16 protein-coding genes and 2 pseudogenes are annotated in these 19,493 nt (G+C 75.3%); 6 read left to right on the forward strand and 12 right to left on the reverse strand.

The features are described from left to right. Positions 1–111: 111 nt before the first annotated feature. The 6 genes and pseudogenes from ACQP26_RS27225 to ACQP26_RS27250 all read right to left on the reverse strand — a co-directional run. Positions 112–996, reverse strand: a pseudogene (locus tag ACQP26_RS27225) (hypothetical protein); the annotation flags it as partial. A 91-nt stretch (positions 997–1,087) separates the two neighbouring features. Next, a complete protein-coding gene (gene moeZ, locus ACQP26_RS27230; RefSeq protein ID WP_269703954.1) occupies positions 1,088–2,335 on the reverse strand; it encodes an adenylyltransferase/sulfurtransferase MoeZ in 1,248 nt (415 codons plus the stop codon). A gap of 41 nt (positions 2,336–2,376) precedes the next feature. Next, complete coding sequence (locus ACQP26_RS27235) at positions 2,377–3,201, reverse strand: DUF3152 domain-containing protein (protein WP_433494329.1); 825 nt, start codon at positions 3,199–3,201, stop codon at positions 2,377–2,379. Between the two features lie 78 nt (positions 3,202–3,279). Next, positions 3,280–4,143, reverse strand: a complete 864-nt coding sequence (locus tag ACQP26_RS27240; protein ID WP_269703952.1) for a DUF3152 domain-containing protein — start codon at positions 4,141–4,143, stop codon at positions 3,280–3,282. A 5-nt stretch (positions 4,144–4,148) separates the two neighbouring features. Then, positions 4,149–5,147 (reverse strand): alpha/beta fold hydrolase, encoded by a 999-nt coding sequence (locus ACQP26_RS27245; RefSeq protein WP_269703951.1) that lies wholly within the window; start codon positions 5,145–5,147, stop codon positions 4,149–4,151. 44 nt (positions 5,148–5,191) lie between these two features. Next, positions 5,192–6,715: pseudogene (locus ACQP26_RS27250) on the reverse strand (hypothetical protein); the annotation flags it as partial. Between the two features lie 411 nt (positions 6,716–7,126). Here ACQP26_RS27250 and ACQP26_RS27255 point away from each other — a divergent pair. From ACQP26_RS27255 to ACQP26_RS27265, 3 genes are all read left to right on the forward strand, one after another. Then, positions 7,127–7,942: a hypothetical protein gene (locus tag ACQP26_RS27255; RefSeq protein ID WP_433494330.1), complete on the forward strand. Its 816-nt coding sequence runs from the start codon at positions 7,127–7,129 to the stop codon at positions 7,940–7,942. Between the two features lie 298 nt (positions 7,943–8,240). After that, complete coding sequence (locus tag ACQP26_RS27260; RefSeq protein ID WP_013288691.1) at positions 8,241–8,879, forward strand: TetR/AcrR family transcriptional regulator; 639 nt, start codon at positions 8,241–8,243, stop codon at positions 8,877–8,879. 65 nt (positions 8,880–8,944) lie between these two features. Next, a complete protein-coding gene (locus ACQP26_RS27265; protein WP_013288692.1) occupies positions 8,945–9,172 on the forward strand; it encodes a DUF3107 domain-containing protein in 228 nt (75 codons plus the stop codon). A gap of 46 nt (positions 9,173–9,218) precedes the next feature. Here the strand turns inward: ACQP26_RS27265 and ACQP26_RS27270 are convergent, their stop codons facing one another. Beyond that, a complete protein-coding gene (locus ACQP26_RS27270) occupies positions 9,219–9,884 on the reverse strand; it encodes a ferritin-like fold-containing protein (protein ID WP_433494331.1) in 666 nt (221 codons plus the stop codon). 282 nt (positions 9,885–10,166) lie between these two features. On the opposite strand from ACQP26_RS27270, the gene ACQP26_RS27275 reads away from it, so the two are divergent. Both ACQP26_RS27275 and ACQP26_RS27280 read left to right on the forward strand, forming a co-directional pair. Continuing rightward, positions 10,167–11,831 carry a DEAD/DEAH box helicase gene (locus ACQP26_RS27275; protein WP_433494332.1) on the forward strand — a complete coding sequence of 555 codons (1,665 nt, stop codon included), beginning with the start codon at positions 10,167–10,169 and terminating at the stop codon, positions 11,829–11,831. A gap of 187 nt (positions 11,832–12,018) precedes the next feature. Continuing rightward, positions 12,019–13,167 carry a class I SAM-dependent methyltransferase gene (locus ACQP26_RS27280; protein ID WP_433494333.1) on the forward strand — a complete coding sequence of 383 codons (1,149 nt, stop codon included), beginning with the start codon at positions 12,019–12,021 and terminating at the stop codon, positions 13,165–13,167. Positions 13,168–13,187: 20 nt separating this feature from the next. On the opposite strand, the gene ACQP26_RS27285 is transcribed toward ACQP26_RS27280, so the two are convergent. Further along, a complete protein-coding gene (locus tag ACQP26_RS27285) occupies positions 13,188–13,619 on the reverse strand; it encodes a hypothetical protein (RefSeq protein ID WP_433494334.1) in 432 nt (143 codons plus the stop codon). 189 nt (positions 13,620–13,808) lie between these two features. On the opposite strand from ACQP26_RS27285, the gene ACQP26_RS27290 reads away from it, so the two are divergent. Beyond that, a complete protein-coding gene (locus tag ACQP26_RS27290) occupies positions 13,809–14,228 on the forward strand; it encodes a helix-turn-helix domain-containing protein (RefSeq protein WP_026268433.1) in 420 nt (139 codons plus the stop codon). Between the two features lie 20 nt (positions 14,229–14,248). On the opposite strand, the gene ACQP26_RS27295 is transcribed toward ACQP26_RS27290, so the two are convergent. The 4 genes from ACQP26_RS27295 to ACQP26_RS27310 all read right to left on the reverse strand — a co-directional run bounded on the left by ACQP26_RS27295 (position 14,249) and on the right by ACQP26_RS27310 (position 19,479). Next, the gene (locus tag ACQP26_RS27295; protein WP_433494335.1) at positions 14,249–15,301 is read right to left on the reverse strand and encodes a hypothetical protein; all 1,053 of its coding nucleotides are present in this window, start codon (positions 15,299–15,301) and stop codon (positions 14,249–14,251) included. Continuing rightward, positions 15,294–15,524 (reverse strand): heavy-metal-associated domain-containing protein, encoded by a 231-nt coding sequence (locus ACQP26_RS27300; RefSeq protein ID WP_269703944.1) that lies wholly within the window; start codon positions 15,522–15,524, stop codon positions 15,294–15,296. The genes ACQP26_RS27295 and ACQP26_RS27300 overlap by 8 nt, the downstream gene beginning before the upstream one ends. Before the next feature lie 107 nt (positions 15,525–15,631). Beyond that, positions 15,632–17,752, reverse strand: coding sequence for a DEAD/DEAH box helicase (locus ACQP26_RS27305; protein WP_433494336.1), 2,121 nt, complete (start codon positions 17,750–17,752; stop codon positions 15,632–15,634). Continuing rightward, positions 17,749–19,479: a BTAD domain-containing putative transcriptional regulator gene (locus ACQP26_RS27310; protein ID WP_433494337.1), complete on the reverse strand. Its 1,731-nt coding sequence runs from the start codon at positions 19,477–19,479 to the stop codon at positions 17,749–17,751. The genes ACQP26_RS27305 and ACQP26_RS27310 overlap by 4 nt, the downstream gene beginning before the upstream one ends. Between the last annotated feature and the right edge of the window lie 14 nt (positions 19,480–19,493).

The raw sequence follows: 19,493 nt of genomic DNA on the forward strand, positions 1-19,493 counted from the left end.
GCGCGGGCCCGCCGGCCGGCGCGGAATCGGTACGGCCGGCGGCGCGGGCAGCTCGGCGGTCTGCGGCACCACGAACGGCGCTCCGGAGACCGGGGCCTCCGGCGCGTTCGGGCGGCACGCGCGGATCGCCCGCAGCGTGGTGTGCACGTCGAACTGGTGGCCGTCGTCGCTGTCCCAGCCGCCGTCGCTGCGCTGGGTCTCGGCGAGCCGCCTGCGCGCGGAGACCAGCAGCCACTGCTCCTCGCCCACGTCGACCCGGCGCAGCGTGGCGGCCAGCCAGGCCACGTCGGCCGGGGACATCTGCGGGATCCGGTCGGCCAGCACCGCCTGGATGCGCGCCGACTCGTAGTACATCTGCTGGCGGTGCAGCACCGCGGCGGCGAGCCAGCCGGCGGGCAGGAAGGACGGCCAGCTGCCGTCCGGCGCGAGCTGGGCGGCGAGCGCCTGCGCCGCCGCCTGCACCACACCGGCGTACGCGCCGCCGACCCGGTGGTCGAGCGGACCGGCGGCCCGCGCGTCCAGCCCGGCCACGGTGAGCCAGAATCCGGCGTTCGCGGTCTGGTAGAGCCGTGCCTCGGGATCGCCGGGGGTGGCCCACTCGGGGGCGAGCCCGGCCAGCGAGGGATCCTCGTCCCAGCCACCGTCGGGCAGTTGCCGGGCGGCCAGCCAGTCCAGCGCGTGCCGGGCGGCCGGGCGGCCCAGCGCGCCGAGGTCGTCCAGCTCGGCCAGGCGGAAGCAGGTCGCGTCGATCGAGGCGACCTCGCCGTCGAGGACGGCGGGCCAGCCGCCACCCGGCGCCTGCCCGGACTCGGCGGCGTCGAGCACGTCGGGCGGCACCGGAGCGCCGGTGCGCAGCCGGGAGAGACGGGCGCGGTCCACCGCGTCACCGTGAGCGACGACGAATCCGATCGCCGCGTCCAAGTCCACCACGGCACTGACGGTACTGGCGCGGCCGCGGTTACGCCTCGGTAGCTCGGTCAGGACCACCCGGCCCAGCGGTCGCCGCGATCGATCGTTTGCCCACGCCAGGTGCCCCGGAGAGCACGATGGGCCCGCCCGGAGCGCCGGGCGGGCCCATCGACACGACTCAGTACGCGGGCAGCGACGGGTCGACCTGCTTGACCCAGGAGAGCACACCGCCCTGGAGGTGCACCGCGTCGGAGAAGCCGGCCGCCTTCAGCGCGGCCAGCGCCTCGGCGGAGCGGACGCCGGACTTGCAGTGCAGCACGATCTGCCGGTCCTGCGGGAACTTCGCCAGCGCCTCGCCGGAGAGGATCTCGCCCTTGGGGATGAGCGTCGCGCCGGGAATCCGGACGATCTCGTACTCGGCGGGCTCGCGCACGTCGACCAGGAAGATGTCCTTGCCGGAGTCCTGCCAGTCCTTCAGCTCCAGCGCGGTGATGGTCGAGTCGACCACCGCCTCCTGCGCCTCGTCGGAGACGGCGCCGCAGAAGTCCTCGTAGTCCTCCATCAGGTCGGTGAGGGTCGGGTTCTCACCGCAGAGCACGCAGTTCGGGTCCTTGCGGACCTTGATCTTGCGGTAGCTCATCTCCAGGGCGTCGTACACCATCAGGCGGCCGACGAGCGGCTCACCGATGCCGGCGAGCAGCTTGATCGCCTCGTTGACCTGGATCGACCCGATGGACGCGCAGAGCACGCCGAGCACGCCACCCTCGGCGCAGGAGGGGACCATGCCGGGCGGCGGGGGCTCCGGGTAGAGGCAGCGGTAGCAGGGGCCGTGCTCGGCCCAGAACACCGACGCCTGGCCGTCGAACCGGTAGATCGAACCCCAGACGTACGGCTTGCCGAGCAGCACCGCCGCGTCGTTGACCATGTACCGGGTGGCGAAGTTGTCGGTGCCGTCGACGATCAGGTCGTACCGGGAGAAGATGTCCCGGACGTTCTCCCGGTCCAGCGCGGTGTTGTGGATCTCCACGTTGACCAGCGGGTTGATCTCGCGGATCGACGCCGCGGCGGACTCGGCCTTGGACCGGCCCACGTCGGAGACGCCGTGGATGACCTGGCGCTGCAGGTTCGACTCGTCGACGGTGTCGAAGTCGATGATGCCGAGCGTGCCGACACCGGCCGCGGCGAGGTAGAGCAGCGCCGGCGAGCCGAGGCCACCGGCGCCCACACAGAGCACCCGGGCGTTCTTCAGCCGCTTCTGCCCCTCGACCCCGACGTCCGGGATGATCAGGTGGCGTGAGTAGCGGCGGATCTCGTCTACGGTCAGCTCGGCGGCGGGTTCGACGAGCGGGGGCAACGACACGGTGGACTCCCCGGGATCGGCGGTGTGACCGCGCCATTGTCGCTCGCCGGGAGGGGGATCGGCCATGATGAGGGACACTCGGCCCGAACTGCGGGACCGGGAATAACTCAGACGCCGTCCGTGGGCTCGCCTTCGTACCGGATCCCGCCGACGTACGGCCAGGCGTTCGGCAGGCAGCCGTCCAGCCCGTACGTCTGCTGCTGCATCACCGGGGCGGGCGCGCCGGGCTCGGGACACGCCTGGTGCAGTTCGCCGAACTCGTGCCCGACCTCGTGGTTGATCACGTAGGTGCGGTAGACCTCCAGCGGGGCGCCGTAGTCGGGCACCGCCGTCATCCACCGGGCCAGGTTGAGCACGACCCGGCCGGGCAGCCGGCAGGAGGTGTACCGGTCGGTGCGCAGGCCCCCCTCGGCGCACATCCGCTCGGAGGTGACGGGGGTGGCGAGGTAGACGGTGAAGTCGGCCGCGGCCGCCTCGGGCACCCGCTGCACCCGCAGGTCCCCCGATGCGATCCAGCTGCGCGGGTCGCCGAGTACCGCGTCCACGGTGGCGGCGAACCCGTCGGCGTCCTGCCCCGTACCGTGCTCGACCTCGACCCGGTAGCGGCGCAGCGGGCCCTCCTGTCCGCGTACCGGGGAGCGGCCCTGCACCACCGCGAACGTGCCGGGACCGGCGGTGGGGTAGCCGGTCGGCGCCGCGGCCGGGACGTCGGCCTCGGCGCCGCGCGCCAGCGACGGTTCGGCGGCGAGTGGCGTCCCCGTGTGTCCGGCCGGCGGCGCGTTCAGCCGGGTGATGCCGAACGCGCCGCTGCTCGCCGCCAGCAGCATCGCCAGCAGCAGGACCGAGCGACGGCGGCGACGGCGCATCCGGCGCAGCGTGGGACGCTCGGGTGGCGGCGCCGCGAGTCTGTCGTAGGGGGACGACGAGGTCATGCCTCCAGCGTCCCATGCAATTCGGGCATTTAGCTGCTTTTGCCGCCTATGCCGCGAATCTTCTTCACCATTTGCCGCTCAGAGCGACGGCCCGGTGTACCGCTTCCCGCCCACGTAGGGCCACGGATTCGGCCGGCAGCCCTTGAGGAACAGCGTCTGCTGCTGCATCACCGGCGCCGCCCGGCCCGCACCCGGGCACCCCTCGTGCCGGTGCCCGAGCTGGTGGCCCACCTCGTGGTTGACCACGTAGAGCCGGTACGCGTCCAGCGGCATCCCGGCGTCGACCAGGTGCGGCGCCGACGTCCGCCACCGGGCCAGGTTGATCACCACCTTGCCCGGCACCCGGCACGACGTGTACGGCACCCCGCCCACCCGGATGTCGATCCCGCCCGCCCCGCACAGCCGCCCGGCCGTGTCCCGGGTGGCCAGGTAGATCGTGAAGTCGTACCGGTCGCCCGGACCGACCCGCTGCAACCGCAGCGTGCCGCCGTCGACCCAACTGCCCGGGCCGGCCAGCGCGCGCTGCACCGCCTCGCCGAACGCGCGGACCTCCTCGCCGGAACCGTTCTCCACCGCCACCCGGTAGCGGCGCAGCGTCCCCGAGCGGCCGAGCACGCCGCTGGTCCGGTCGTCGTACGCGAAGCTGCCCCGGCCCTTCGCCGGGCCGGGGTCGGACAGCGTCAGCACCGGCGCGGCCGGCGAACTGGGCACCACCGGAGGCGACGGCGGGACGCTCGGCGTGGACGGCTCCCGCGTGGGCGCCGGCGGCTGGGCGACGAACCCGTCGGTGACCCGCGTCCCCGCGCCCGCCGACGGCAGTTGCACCGCCACGCCGACCCCGACCGCGGCGGCGGCGACGAAGGCGCAGACCACGAGCGCGGTACGCCAGTGACGAAACGAGGAACGGGTACGGGCGGCACGAGGACGGCGGGAGCTGGGCATCCGGCTCAGCCTGCCATGTCACGCCCCGTTCCGCTCTCCCCCATGCCGGTGCTGAACGACGGTGTCGCCTCGGCGAGCAGCCCGAGCACCGCCCGCGCCACGGTCCGGGGCACCTCCAGCTGGGCCACGTGCCCGACACCGTCGAGCATCAGCAGCCGGCTGTCCGGGATGACCCGGGCCGCCTGCGGCGCCACCCGCACGTCGACCAGCCGGTCCTGCCGCCCGCCCACCACGAGCGTGGGCGCCCGTACCGCCGCCGCCTGCCGCCACAGCGCCCCCTCCCCCGGCAGGTACGACCGCAGGAAGGTGCCGACCAGGCCCCGGAACGTCCGCACGTACGCGGCGGCGTAGTGGGCCGCCTCGTACCGGACCCGGATCTCGTCGATCGCCTCCTGCCGGCGCTGCTCGCTGATCCGGGTCAGGTCCGCCACGCACGCCTCCATCACCTGCTGCGCCGTCACCTCCGGGCTGAACTGGGCCAGCCGCCAGGCGGCCAGCCGTTCGCCCCGGGGGATCGCCAGCAGCGGGAGCATCCGCCCCTGCAACGAGCGCCGGAAGTCCAGGAACGGCAGCGCGGGCGAGACCAGGGTGAGCGTGCGGACCAGGTCCGGGCGCAGCGCCGCCACCCGGACCGAGATCGCGCCGCCGAGGGAGTTGCCGAACAGGTGCACCGGCCCCCTGTCGCTGTGCTCGATCCAGCGGATCACCCGCTCGGCGAAAGCCGGGATCGTGTAGCGCGGCCCGGGCTCACTGCGGCCGAACCCGGGCAGGTCGATCGCCTGGCCGTCGAGCCGGTCCGCGAGCAGCCCGGCCAGGTCGGTCCAGTTCTGCGCGGACCCGCCGAGGCCGTGCACGTACAGCGCGGGCTCCGCCCCGGGACCGGTGGCCGGGGTGTCGCGGACGTGCACGAGCGTGCCGTCGAGGCGTACGTGCCGGCCGGGCCAGGGCGGCGGGACGTGGTGTGCGGGAAGGCTGTGCTCCGGCCACAGTGCGGCGCGTTTCATGTCTCCAGTCTTCCCCGGGCGGGGGCCGTACCGCACACCGGCGCTCAGGAGAGCAGCGCCTCCAGCCGCCGGTTCACCGCCGCGAGCGTGGCCCGCACGACCGCCTGCCGGGGATCCCCGGCCACCAGGGCCGAGCCGGCCAGCTGCTCCACCCAGCCGTCGCAGACCAGCAGCACCACGACCGTGGCGACCTCGCAGTTGCCGAACGGCACCACGGCGGCGTGCTCCACGAAGCACCGGCCCCGCTCGCCGGCCGGGACGCCCCGGCCGAGCAACTCGTCCACCGCGGCGGCGGCGGCCACCGCGCAGAGCCGCAGCACGTACCCGTCGACAGCCGGCCCGGTCGCGTGTCCCTCGGCCGTGCGGTCGCCCGCGACCAGGCGGACCTCGGTGGTGGCGTCCAGGCCGAACGTGCTGACCAGGACGTGCTCGATCACCACCCGGGGCCCCGGCACGCCGCCGGTGTCCAGCGGTCGCGACGGCGCGGTCTCCGTCGTGGTCATCTGGCCAGCGGAGTACGACGTACCGAGCGTGACCGGGCTGCCGGTGGACATGCCGGTCGGCGCGGCGGCCAGCGACGTCTCGTCGACGGTGGCCCGGCCGCGGTGGGTGGCCTGCCGGCGGCGGCGCGGCGGCTCGTCGCCGTCGGCCGGCGCCTCGGCCGGGCGCGCGGCGCGGTCCGCACCGAACCGCGCGTCGCCGGAGCGGTTCGCAGCCGGGCGCGCCACACCGGTCCGCGCCGGCGTCTCGTCGCCGGCCGGTCCGGGTTCGTCGCCGCGAGCCGCCGGCACCTGGGTACGCGCGTCGCCCGGCTCGGACGGCGCGGCGTGGGCCTCGCCCGGTGCGGTGCGGGACAGGCCCGGCGCGGACTGCGCCCCGGGTGCCCGGGTCTCGCCGGAGCGGTCCAGCCGGGCCGACCGGCGGCGCAGCGGTGCCGGTGGCGGTACGGCGGGCGCACCGGGCAGGTTCTGCGGTGCGGCGGCCAGGCCCATCCGTTCCTGGAGCAGCCGGGCCACCACGCGGCTCACCTCGGCCGGGTCCGCGCCGTCGGCCAGGTCGAGCCGGAGGCTGTGCGCGCCGGCCGGGGTCCGGCGCAGCGCGGCGTCGCGGACGCCCGCCACCTCGCGGACCGCGTCGAGGATCGCGTTGACGTCGAAGCCCTCCGGCCGTTCCCGCAGCGGCGCGGGTTCGTCGTCGCGGCGCAGGTGGGTGGCGATGCGGGCGAGTTCGGGGGTCTCGGCGGACGGTTCCACTGCCGGTGGCTCCGGCACGACGGGCACGTCCGGTTCCGAGGGGACGCGCTGCGGCAGCACGGGGGACGGTTCCTCCGGTCGGGGCTCGGCGACCGCGTCGGCGGCCGGCACCGGTTCCGGTGCGGACCGGCGGGCCGCGTAGGGAGGGGCGCTCGTCGGGTGGGGCGCGGGTGGGCGATCGAGGCGCGGCGGGCCGCTCGTGGCGGGCACGCCTGAGGTCGGCGGGGCGAGGGCGGCCGCTTCGACGGGCGGCGCCGGGGGAATCCGCCGGGCGGCGCGGGCGGGGCACTGGACACCAGCGGCGCGCCGGGCGCGGGCGGGGCACTCGTCGGCGGCGGACCCGGGGGCGTGATCAGCGGGGCGACCGGCACCGGCGGCCCGGCCCAGGAGGGCCGCTCGTAGCCGTGCGGCGGCTCGGCGTCGCCCCGGGGCAGCCGGAACGGCCGGGTCGCCTCGGGCGTCGGCTCGGGCGCGGCCGGCGGCTCGAAACGGCGCGCCTGCTCGGGCCCGGCCCCCGGCTCGTACGGCCGGGACACCTCGGACTCGGCGGGCGGCGGGTACGACCGCGTCGCCTCGGGGCCCGGTGCCGCCTCGGCGCGCAGCGGCTCGTACGGCCGTACCGGCTCGGCGCGTGGCGGCTCGTAGGCGGCGGGCGGCTCGACGCGGGCCGGCTCGTACGGCCGCACCGGTTCGGGCGCCCACTCGGCCGCGCGGTCGTCGCGGGCGGTGCGGTGGGCGGCGCTGTCGTCCTCCCACTCCCGCCGCTCGGCGGCGGGCTCCTCGGCGCGGCGGGCGGGTGGCTCCTCCGGCCCCCGGGCCGTGGGCTCCTCGGGCCGGCGGGCCGGCGGCTCGTCGGTGCGGGCCCAGGGCGGGGCCCAGCCGTCACCCCAGCTGGGGCGGTTCCAGGACGGCCCCGACCAGTCCGGCTCGGCGGCCCTCGGGTCGTCGCCGGCCGGCTCCCGGGACTCGGCGGCGGCCCGCGGCTCGGCGGCGGCCGCCCGGCCCTCGGGCGGGTGCGCCTCGCCCGCCGCGTGCTCCGGCCGGCTGGTGGCCGGTGGCGGGGTGGCGGGGCGGTCGGCCCAGCCCCGGGACAGCGACGGGGTGGATTCGGTGTTCGGGGCGTGGAAGCCCGGCGGCACCTCGAAACCGGAGGCGGCGGCGCCGACCGGCGGGACCTGGAGCGCCGGGGGCGCGGAGGTCGGCCCGCTCTCGGCCCAGCGCGGCGCGCGGGCGGACGGGTCGTCGGCGGCGTGCCGGGAGCCGGGGGCGTCCCCCGGGTCGTTCGGCTGCTCGATCGTGGGCGCCGGGCGCGGGGCCGGTACGGCCAGCCGCTCGCCGTCGGCGGACCGGGGCGGCTCGTCCGCGGGCGGGGCACTGACCGGCGCCTGGCGGGTCACTGGCGACTCCTCCCCGGCGTGGTGCACGCCGTTGACGTGGCGGCCGTTGACGCGGCCCGGTTCCGGCGCGGAGTGGCCGGGCAGCGGGGCCGGCAGGTCGCCGTGCCGGGGCGAGGAGGCGGCCCAGCCGCCGAGGTCGCCGTAGGGCCAGCCGCCGGGCGCCGGAGCGCCGCGGGACCAGCCGTTCGCCGGGGGCGCCCAACCGCCGCCGGTACGGGCTGGCTCGTCCTGCTGGCCCGTCCCGTCGCCGTGCTCTCCCGGGGTGGCGGCTCCGGGTTGCCCTGTTTCACTCACCGCGCGCTCCTTGGTCGCCCCCGCTGAGGCTACCGTGTGGTGACAGTGGCGATAAGTTACAGCGGCGGGCCAATTCCGCGACGGGTTCACGAACCCGGACCGGTTCGGGTGATACGTGCCGGCTCGTACGCAGATACTCGGAGGATCCGATGACCGCAGTGGGGAACGGTGCACAGACCGCCGGTCGGCCCACCCGCCTGCCCCGCTCGGCGCGCCGTAAGCAGCTGCTCGCCGCCGCTCAGGAGGTGTTCGTCGCGCAGGGCTACCACGCCGCCGCTATGGACGACATCGCCGAGCGGGCCGGCGTCTCCAAGCCGGTGCTCTACCAACACTTCCCCGGGAAGATGGAGCTCTACCTGGCGCTGTTGGACACGCACTGTGACGCGATAGTGGCCAACGTGCAGGACGCGATGAGCGGCACCAACGACAACAAGGAGCGGGTCGGGGCCGCGGTGCGCGCGTACTTCGACTTCGTCGACCACGAGAGCGAGGCGTTCCGGCTCGTCTTCGAGTCGGACCTGCGCAACGACCCGGCGGTGCGGCAGCGGGTGGAGCGGGTCGAGCAGGGCTGCATCGCCGCCATCACCGACACGATCATCTCGGACACCGGGGTCAGCCGGTCGCACGCCGAGCTGCTCGCCTCGGGCCTGGTCGGCGCCGCCGAGACGGCCGCCCAGTTCTGGCTGGCCGGTGGCCGCCAGGTGCCCAAGGCGGAGGCCGAGGCGCTGGTCGCGGCCCTGTCCTGGCGCGGCATCGCCAGCTTCCCGCTGCAAGGTGAGTCAGCCTGAACATCGGGCCGCCGGATCGGATAGCCTTCCCACGGTGGCTTTTTCGCCCCAGTTGAGGAGGCACAGTGGAGGTCAAGATCGGCGTGCAGTACGCGCCGCGGGAGCTGGTCCTGGAGAGCGCGCAGTCGCCGGCCGAGATCGAGCAGATCGTGACCGACGCCTTCGCCAAGAGCGAGGGCACGCTCTCCCTGACCGACGAGAAGGGCCGGCGTGTGATCGTGCCGGTCGGCAAGGTCGCCTACGTCGAGATCGCCGAGGCGTCGCCTCGCGCGGTCGGGTTCACCGTCCGCTGAGTCCCGCGGCACCGGCCGCCGTGGCGGGCCTCCCCGCCACGGCGGCTCAGTTGTTCAACCCGGCCGCAGTCATCCGCGCGGTGTGCGCCTCGGTCAGCCGGCGCAGCAGCCCCGGTACGTCCCCGCCGGTCCGCCCGATCAACGCGACGAACGCGCCCCGGTCGGCGGCGGCCACCCGGCCCGCCTGGGACAGCGCCTCACCGAGCAGCCGGCGCGCCCACATCGACAGCCGCCCGGCGGCCCGGGGATCGGCCTCGATCGCGGCCCGGATCTCGGCTCCGGCGAACTCGGCGTACCGCGAGTCGTGCAGCACGTCGAGCAGCAGCGCCCGGTCCGGCCCGGTCAGGCCGTCGGCGATCCCGCGCAGGAAGTCGTCGGTGATCGCGTCCCCCACGTACGCCTTCGTCACCGCCTCGGCCCAGTCCCGCGGCTCGGTCGAGTCGTGGTACGCCCGCAGCGCCTCGACGTAGGGGGCCATCGCCTCCTCCGGCGTGACCCCCCACGCGCCGAGCCGGTCGGTGAGCCACCGGTAGTGCGCGATCTCGGCGGCGGCCATCTCGCTGAGCGCGGCGCGGCGACGCAGGTCGGGCGCGAGGCGCGCGTCGGCGGCGAGGCGGTCGAAGGCGAGCAGTTCGCCGTAGGCGACGAGCCCGAACAGGTCGATCGCGGCGGGGTCGGGGGCGGCGGGTCCGGAGGCGGCGGGGGCGGACATCAGCGCAGGCTACCGGCGGCCCCGCTGTGACTCAAGTCACAGCGAGCCGCCCCGCGCGCACGGCCACCACCTGGGAATCGGGACGACTCAGGGGCCGTTCAGGTAGGATGAGACAGTTGCCGTGGGCACCGATTCGGTCACTTGCTGATCAAGACCGGTCCCCGACGCGCGTGCGGCCCGGTCCGGCTCGGCGAAATCGCCAGTGACCGCGTGGCCCGCGCCACACCGATCGCGCCCTGAGGACCTGAGGGGCGCACCACGAGAGGGCACCCCCAAATCCATATGAGCGAGCAGATTTCCGGCCAGCCACTGGCCCCCACCGCTCCGGTCCCCCCGGAGGCACCCACGTTCGCCGCGCTCGGCGCGCGGCAGGAAACCGTCGAGGCGCTGGCCGCCGCCGGCATCACCCGCGCCTTCGCCATCCAGGAGTACGCGCTGCCGATCGCGCTGCGCGGCGTCGACCTGATCGGCCAGGCGCCGACCGGCACCGGCAAGACCCTCGGCTTCGGCATCCCGCTGCTGGAGCGGGTGTTCGCCCCGTCCGAGGGCAGCGACGGCGTCCCGCAGGCGCTCGTCGTCGTACCCACCCGTGAGCTGGGCATCCAGGTAGCCAAGGACCTCGACGCCGCGGGCCGCACCCGGGGCGTCCGGGTGCTGCCGATCTACGGCGGCGTGGCGTACGAGCCGCAGATCGAGGCGCTCCGCAAGGGCGTCGAGATCCTGGTCGGCACCCCCGGCCGCCTGCTGGACCTGCAGAAGCAGAAGCACCTGCGGCTCGACCGGGTCCGCGCGCTCGTCCTCGACGAGGCCGACCGCATGCTCGACCTGGGCTTCCTGGACGACGTCGAGAAGATCCTGGCGATGCTGCCGGAGGACCGGCAGACCATGCTGTTCTCGGCCACCATGCCGGACCCGATCGTCGCGCTGTCCCGGCGCTTCCTGCGCCGGCCGGTGACCATCCACGCCGGGCACACCGCCGAGACCGGTCCGTCGCCGCAGACCAAGCAGCTCGCGTACCGGACGCACTCGCTGAACAAGGTCGAGATCGTGGCGCGCATCCTGCAGGCCGAGGGCCGCGGGCTGACCATGATCTTCACCCGTACCAAGCGGGCCGCCGACCGGGTCGCCGAGGATCTCGACTTCCGCGGCTTCGCCGTGGCCGCCGTGCACGGCGACCTCGGGCAGGGCGCGCGCGAGCGGGCACTGCGGGCGTTCCGGGCCGGCAAGATCGACACGCTTGTCGCCACCGACGTGGCGGCGCGGGGCATCGACGTCACGGGCGTCACGCACGTGATCAACTACGACTGTCCCGAGGACCAGGACACCTACACCCACCGCATCGGCCGTACCGGCCGGGCCGGGGCCACGGGTTCCGCCGTGACGTTCGTCGACTGGGACGACATGCCCCGCTGGCGGATCATCGACAAGACGCTCGGGCTGGACATGCCCGAGCCGCCGGAGACGTACCACACCTCCGCGCACCTCTACACCGACCTGGGCATCCCGACGGACGTCAGCGGCACGCTGCCGACCGCCGAGCGCACCCGCGCCGGCCTGTCCGCCGAGGTCGAGGAGGACCTGGGCGGCGGCGGCAGCCGGTCGCGCCGGGGCGCGCGGCGTGGCGACAGCCGGGGCCGCGAGCGCGGCGACCGCGACCGCGGTCGCGGCCGGGGCGGCGAGGGCGGCTCGTCCGCCGGTTCGTCCTCCGCACAGGCCGACACCGGGGACGACGAGACCTCGCGTACGCCGCGTCGTCGGCGTCGCCGCCGGGCCGGCGAGACGGTGGCCGGTGAGCCGACAGCGGTGATCGGCACCGAGGGCGCGGCCGAGACCGCCGCCGCACCGCAGCCCACGGAGGGCGACGCCGCGAGCACCAAGCCCCGTCGTCGTCGCCGGCGCCGCAGCGGCAGCACCGGTGCGCCCGCCGAGGCCACGAACGCCGACTGACGAACACCAAACGGATACGGCCTCCCGGACCCCGGTCCCGGAGGCCGTCCCCATCCCCGCCCCCCTCATTGCGACGATCATGAAGTTGACGGCGCGACACGCCGTGCTCACGGCCGCCAACTTCATGATCAACCAGTCGGTGGCGGTCGACGGCGGCGGCGGGGGCGGCCAGGAAAGGTAGGAACTGATGCCGGAAGCGCTGGACTCGGCGCTGGCCGAGGTGCGGGCGTTGCTGCTCGCGCCCGGGCTGACCCGCGCGGTCGCCGCCGGGCGCCGTCGGGGGCAGCGCCCCTCGGTGGTACGCGCGGAACTGCGCCCGGTCACGCTCAAGGCCGGTCCTCGCCTGCAGATCGCCGTCTCCGACGGGTCGCGGCCGCACACCCGCAACGTGGCACCCGGTACGGAGGCCGGCGCGGCGGTCGACGAACTGCTCGCCGAGCCGTTCGGCAACTGGCACGTGGAGACCGCCGACGCCACGCTCCAGCTCCGGGTGACCAAGTCCGGCGAGGCCCAGGTGCACCGCGCGGCGGCCAGCCGTCCGGCCGCCGAGCCGGGCGGGCACGACCGGGCCAAGGAGTGGCTGCTGGACCCGGGCGACCCCCTGTTCCGGGAGATCGGCGGATCGGCGGCCAAGCGGCGCCAGGTCGACGCGTTCCTGCGCGCGCTCGCGGCAACGCTGCCCGACGACCTCGCCGGCCCGTTGCGGGTGGTGGACCTGGGCTGCGGCAACGCGTACCTGACCTTCGCCGCCTACCGCTACCTGGTCCAGCGCGGCCTGGACGTGACGCTCGTCGGGGTGGACGTCCGCGAGGACCAGCGCCGCCGCAACACCGAACTGGCCGAGCGGCTCGGCTGGGCCGACCGGGTCGGCTTCGTGGCCGGCACCATCGCCGACGCGTCCGTCGAACCGGCGCCCGACCTGGTGCTGGCGCTGCACGCCTGCGACACCGCCACCGACGAGGCGCTGGCCCGGGCGGTGCGGTGGAACGCCCGCTGGGTCCTCGCAGCGCCCTGCTGCCACCACGACCTGGCCGCCCAGCTCCGGGCCGGTCAGGCGCCGGCGCCGTACGAGCTGCTGACCCGGCAGGGCATCCTGCGGGAGCGGTTCGCCGACGTGCTCACCGACTCGCTTCGGGCCGCGCTGCTGCGCCTGCACGGCTACCGCGCCGAGGTGGTGGAGTTCGTCGACTCCCGGCACACGCCGCGCAACCTGCTCATCCGGGCGCGGCGCACGGCGGGCGCGCCGACCGACGGGCAGCGGGCCGAGTACCGCAAGCTGGTCGGCCAGTGGGGTGTCACGCCCCGGCTGGAGACGCTGCTGGCCGAGGCCGGCTGAGCCGAGGCAGCGGGGCGGCCCTACCGCCCCCGGTCGCCCCGGTTGCGGTCGCCCCGGTCCAGCACCGACACCCGCTCACCGGCGCCACGGTTCGGCCCCCGCTCGCCGTCGTGCGACGCGCTCGGGAACGGCACCACCTTCCCGGCATGCTCGGCGTTCCCGGCGGCGGCGAAGGCGTTCCACGAGATGTCCACGAGCAGCCGCTTCAGCTCCGCGTGCCGGTCGGCGGCGTTGCGCTGCAACGCCAGGCGCGCACCGAGCACCACCGAGGCCAGCGTCGTGCAGATCGCACCGGTCGCGGCGATCAGGTGTACGCCGGTCGCCTCGCTGCCGCGTACCGCCAGCACCAGCAGCCAGATCCAGAAGCCGAGCGCGAACACGGCGGCTTTGGCCACGAAGAAGGCGCTCACCGCGCCGGGGCGATGCGGTACGGGACGGTCCGGCTCGGCCATGCTTCTCCTCCATCGACTCCCAGGGTTTCCTCAGCCTATTACCCGAAGTGCATTACCCGAAGCAGGCTTCCGTAGTTGAGTCCCGCCGACGAGACCTCCGGACCGATCAGTCAGTTACTTCTCCGGTTCGGCGTACTAGGCTCGATGCGCGAGCCGGGCCACCGGAGGAAGGGGACAGATCCACCAGGGATGGGTTCCGCAGACGTTTCGCCTCAGATGGCCTTCGCGCGCTTCGTACGACGGGCCATCGACGCCGCGCGCGAGGAGCGCGGCTGGACGGTGACCGACCTCGCCACCCACACCGGTGTCGGCCGTTCCACGGTGTTCCGCTGGCTGGCCGGCGACTGGCAGGACTACCCCGAACTCGCGAAGGTCCGCGGCTTCTGCGCCGCCCTCGACCTGCCCGTGGCGGCCGCGTTCCGCGCGCTGGGCCTGCCCGACGCCGGGCCGGTGCCCCGCCGCCGGGGCGCCGAGGACGGCCCGGTCGAGGCCGACGTGCGGGTCATCCTGGACCGGCTCGCCGACCCGAACGTGCCCGCGGAGGAGAAGCACCACATCCGCGATCTGCTCCGCTACCTGGCCCGCCGCCCGGTGCGCCGGGCCGGCTGACCGCCCGGCCCGCGCGGGACTCAGGCCACCGTCAGCGTGAACTCGGCGGTCCGCACCACGCCCCCGACCTGGAAGTCCAGGAACATCCGGTAGCTACCAGGCCCCGGCGCGCTCAGCCAGAACGTCACGTCGTCGCCGTCGCGCACCGGCTCCGGGTGCACGTGCAGGTAGCCGAGGTCGCCCTCGCGCAACGCCACCAGGTGCCCGTACGCCCCGAGGTACGGCTCCAGCGACGCCGCCGCTCCATCCGCGCCGGTGACCCGGAACCGCAGCGGCACCGACTTCCCCACCTCCGGCGTGCCCGCGTACGCGACGGTGAATCCGTCGACTGTCGCCGACGTGGCGGCGGCGGGCAGCGGCCGTGGCCCGTACGCGCCGGATGCGGTCAGGTCGGCGCCGAGCACCACGGCGACCTGGCGGCCGTCGTCGGCGACGGCGGTGAAGTCCGCGTACATCCGCCAGGGGCCCGCCTCCGGTGACGCGATCGGCACCGACCAGGTCCCGTCGGCGGCCATCGTCGGGTGGAGGTGCCGGTAACCGCTGAGGTCACGACGGACCATGATCACGTGCATCGGCTTGTCGTGCACGACGGCGAACCGGGTGACCGCCCGGCGCTGGTCGTCGCGGATCTGGAAGCGCAGCTCACCGGCGCGGTCCGCGACCAGTTCGGTCGACGGCACCAGCGTGTAGCCGGCCGAGGTGATCGACAGCCCGGTCGCGCCATCGCCGCCGCCCTGGGTGACGGTGGCGCCGTCGTGCGTGTGCGCGCCGGTTCCGGGTGAGTGGGCGTGCGCGCCGCCGTCGGCGCCGCCCGTGGCGACCCCGCCTGCCGTCGCGGGCCGGGCCGGGCCAGCCGGCGCGTTCATCCGCCCGAGGCCGAAGCCGAGCAGGACGGCGAGCACCAGGCCGCCCACCACCAGGGCCAGCCGCAGCGTCTCCCGGTCCACCACAGCGGGAGCAGCGTCACCGGACCGCGCAGCGCTCCCGGGCCGTGCCGCGGGAGCGTCGGAGCCGGCCTCGGGATCGTCGGGGACGACGCCGGTGCCGGACGTGCCGGACGACGACTCAGGCACCGCCGCCGACCAGCTCGTAACCCGCCTCGTCCACGGCGGCACGCACGGACTCGACAGACAGCGGCGCCGCGCTGGTGACGGTGGCGGTGCCGCCGGTCAGATCGATCCGGACCTCGTCGACGCCGGGCAGCGCGGACAGCTCCTCGGTCACCGCCTTGACGCAGTGTTCGCAGGTCATCCCGGTCACGGTGTAGGTCTGGACGACGGGTCGCTGCTCGGTCATGACCCCACGGTACCGCCGCCCGGGTGCCGGCCCGACGACGGTCCGCCGACGGTGGCGACGCTCGCATTCCGCCCGGCGCGGGAACTTTCCGCGTCGGCCGGGAACCGTCAGCCGGCCACCGCGAGCGCCAGCGGCAGCACGTCCGGAGCACCGGCCCGGCGCAGCAGCCGCGCCGCCATGGCCATCGTCCAGCCCGAGTCGACCAGGTCGTCCACCAGCAGCACCGGCCCGTTCAGCCCCGGCAGCGCGCCGGCCAGTTCGTCGGGCAGGTGGAAGGCGTCGTGCAGCGCGCGTACCCGCTGGGCGCTGTTGCCGCGCGGCCCGCCACCGCCGGACGGACCGTCCGGGACGACCTGGCCGAGCAGCGGCAGCCGGCCCACGGCGGCGATCCGCTCGGCCAGCGAGCCGACCAGCACCGGTCGCGTCCGGGAGCCGACGGCCACCACACCCGCCGGCCGCCGGGGCCACGGGTCGTCGCCGTGCGCCCACGCCTTCAGCACCTCGACCACGGCGGCCACCACGTCGTCGGGCACCGGGCCGTCCGGCGCCTCCGGCCCGGCCAGCCCGCGCAGCCGCCCGCCCCACCCCAGGTCGGACAGTCGCCCCACGGCCCGGCCGGGCAGCGCCTGCTCCGCCGGGGGGATGCGGCCCTTCAGGGGTACGCCGACAGACTCCAGCCCGGTCGGCCAGAGCTTCTTGGGCGGGATCGGCACGCCGGGGCGCCCGAGGAACGTCTGCGCGGCGGTCAGCGCCGCCTCGGAGACCTCGGCGTCGAACAGCGGGCCGGCGCAGTTGTCGCACCGCCCGCAGTCGGCCGCCCCGGTGTCGTCCAGCCCTTCCCGCAGGTAGCGCATCCGGCAGCCGGACGTCGAGGCATACTCCCGCATGGCCCGCTGCTCGGCGGAGCGCGCGTCGGCGACGCGCCGCAACCGGGCCTCGTCGTAGACCCACGGCTCGCCGGTGGCGAGCCAGCCGCCGCGCACCCGGCGGACCGCGCCGTCCACGTCGAGCACCTTGAGCATCAGCTCCAGCCGGGCCCGGCGCAGGTCGACCACCGGTTCGAGGGCCTGGGTGGAGATCGGCCGTTCGGTGTCCAGCGCGGCGAGCATGGCCCGGACCTGTTCCTCGGGCGGGAAGGCGAGCGAGGCGAAGTACCGCCAGATGGCCGCGTCCTCCGCGCCGGGCAGCAGCAGCACCTCGGCGTGCTCGACGGCCCGGCCCGCGCGGCCGACCTGCTGGTAGTAGGCGATCGGCGAGGGCGGCGCGCCCAGGTGCACGACGAAGCCGAGGTCGGGCTTGTCGAAGCCCATGCCGAGCGCGCTCGTGGCGACCAGCGCCTTGATCTTGTTGTCCAGCAGGTCCTGCTCGGCGGCCCGCCGGTCGGCGTCCTCGGCCTGCCCGGTGTACGACGCGACCGACCAGCCCCGCCCGCGCAGGAACTCCGCCGTCTCGGTCGCCGCCGCCACGGTGAGCGTGTAGACGATGCCCGAGCCGGGGAGCCGGTCCAGGTGGTCGGCCAGCCAGGCCAGGCGGTGCGCCGGGCTCGGCAGATCGAGGACGCCGAGACGCAGCGACTCGCGGTCCAGCGTGCCGCGCAGCACCAGCGCGTCACCGAGTTGCTCGGCCACGTCCTGGGTGACCCGGGCGTTGGCGGTGGCCGTGGTGGCGAGCACCGGCGTGCGCTCGGGCAGGTTGGCCAGGAACGTGCGCAGCCGCCGGTAGTCGGGGCGGAAGTCGTGCCCCCAGTCGGAGACGCAGTGCGCCTCGTCCACCACGAGCAGCCCGGTGGTGGCGGCGAGCTTCGGCAGGACGCCGTCGCGGAAGTCCGGATTGTTCAAGCGCTCCGGGCTGATCAGCAGCACGTCGACGGCACCCGCGTGGATCTCGGCGGTGATCTCGTCCCACTCGTCCAGGTTCGCCGAGTTGATGGTGCGCGCCCGGATGCCGGCCCGGGCCGCGGCCTCGACCTGGTTGCGCATCAGCGCCAGCAGCGGCGAGACGATCACCGTCGGCCCGTGCCGGTTGCCCTCGCGCAGCAGCGCGGTGGCCACGAAGTAGACGGCCGACTTGCCCCAGCCGGTGCGCTGCACGCACAGCACCCGCCGGCGGTCGACCACCAGCGCCTCGATGGCCCGCCACTGGTCCTCGCGCAGCCGGGCGTGGTCACCCGCCAGCCGCCGCAGTACCGCCTCGGCGCGCTCCCGGACGGCCATCCGATCCTGGCTCATCCGGCATTTCTACCAGGGAGGGCGGACGACTCCGGCGGCCCGGACGGCGGCGCGAGCGGCTGCTGCGGCGCCACGGGCGGCAGGAAGACCAGCAGCTCGCGCAGCGAGTCGGTCGCCGCCGCCGGCAGCAGGCACCGGGCGGCCAGCTCCTCCATCGAGGTGTACGGACCGCGCAGCCGCCTGTCGACCACCACGTGCTGCGCCTGCGACCGGGTCAGTCCCGGCAGCCCGGCGATCACCTGGTCCGGCACCGAGTTGACGTCCACCAGTCCGCCGTCGTCGTAGGCGCGGGGCAGGTCGGGGCGCCCGATGCGCAGGTCGTTGCGGGCCGACGGGTACTGGTAGAGCAGGTAGCGGGCGTACTCCCGGCGCAGCCGGTTGCGGTTGGCGTACGGCCGCCCACGCCAGAGGCCACGCAGCCAGGCGTGCAGCCGGCCGTTGAGCAGCACCACGTGCGGGACGCCACCCAGCCAGGCGGTCAGCCAGACCATCAGGAGGCCGATCTCGAACGCGGTGGGTTCCTCCGACTCGCTGCTGCCGAGGACCGCCACGAACGTCACGGCCACGGTCAGGTAGCAGACCGCGGCGACGACGCTGCCCAGGCCGCGTCGCCAGATCCCGTACAGCAGCACCACCAGCCAGGTGAGCATGCCGAACGAGAGCAGGGCGGTGAGCGCGCCGCCCACAGTCGCGACGACGCTGAGCCATCCGGGCACACCGGCCGGACGCCTGGTCGGCGGCACGGCACCGAAAGGCGGCGCGACAGGGGACGGAACCCAAGCCGGCACGCCGGTCGGCGACTCGGCGGACGGTGGCGGCCGGACCGGACCGTCCGGCTGCGCGGAGACGGTGAACTGGACCGGAACGGTGAGCTGCGCCGAGACCGCGGACCGGGGCGCAGCGGTGGGCGGAGGCGGGTTCTCGGCCGGGTTCGCCGGCGGCGGCTGGGCCGGTGCCAGGAGGTCCGGGTCGGCGCGCAGGATGCGCCGGTGCAGATCCTGGAGCGCCCCGCCCGGCTCGATGCCGTACTCGTCGCGGAGCAGCCCGGCGTAGTCGCGGTAGGCGGCCAGCGCCTCGGCCTGCCGTCCACTGCGGTGCAACGCCAGCATGAGCTGGTGGCGCAGCCGCTCCCGGACGGGGAACTCGGCGACCAGCTCGACCAGCCGGCCGACCAGCTCGCCGTGCCGGCCGTCGGCCAGCTCCAGGTCGACACGCGTCTCCAGGGCGACCGCGCGCAGCTCCACCAGCCGGTGCCGGGCCGCGTCGAAGTACGGCCCGGCGAACCCGGTGAACGGCTCCCCCTGCCACAGCTCCAGGGCGGCGCTCACCTCGGCGAGCGCCTCCTCCGTACGCCCGGCCGCCTGGGCCGACCGCGCGCTCCGTACGCCGCGCTCGAAGCGCACCACGTCCACCGCCTCGGGCGGCACCCGCAGCAGATATCCCGCGTCGGTGAGGGTGAGCACCCGGGCCGGCGTACGCGGTGACCGGTCGGGTTCCAGCACCCGGCGCAGACCGGCGACGTGCTTCTGCACCACGTTGAGGCCGTTCACCGGTGCCTCGTCCGGCCACACCGCCTCGACGATCTGCCCGCTCGGCACGGGACGGCCGGCGGCGAGCAGCAGCACGGCCAGTACGGCCCGCTGCTTGGCCGGCCCCAGATCGAGCTGACGGTCGGCGTACCAGGCCCGCTGCGGGCCGAGCACTTCGAAGCGCAGCGCCTCTGACATGCGAGTTTCCGCCC

The organism is Micromonospora sp. CA-248089, from assembly GCF_050948515.1.
GTDB lineage: Bacteria > Actinomycetota > Actinomycetes > Mycobacteriales > Micromonosporaceae > Micromonospora.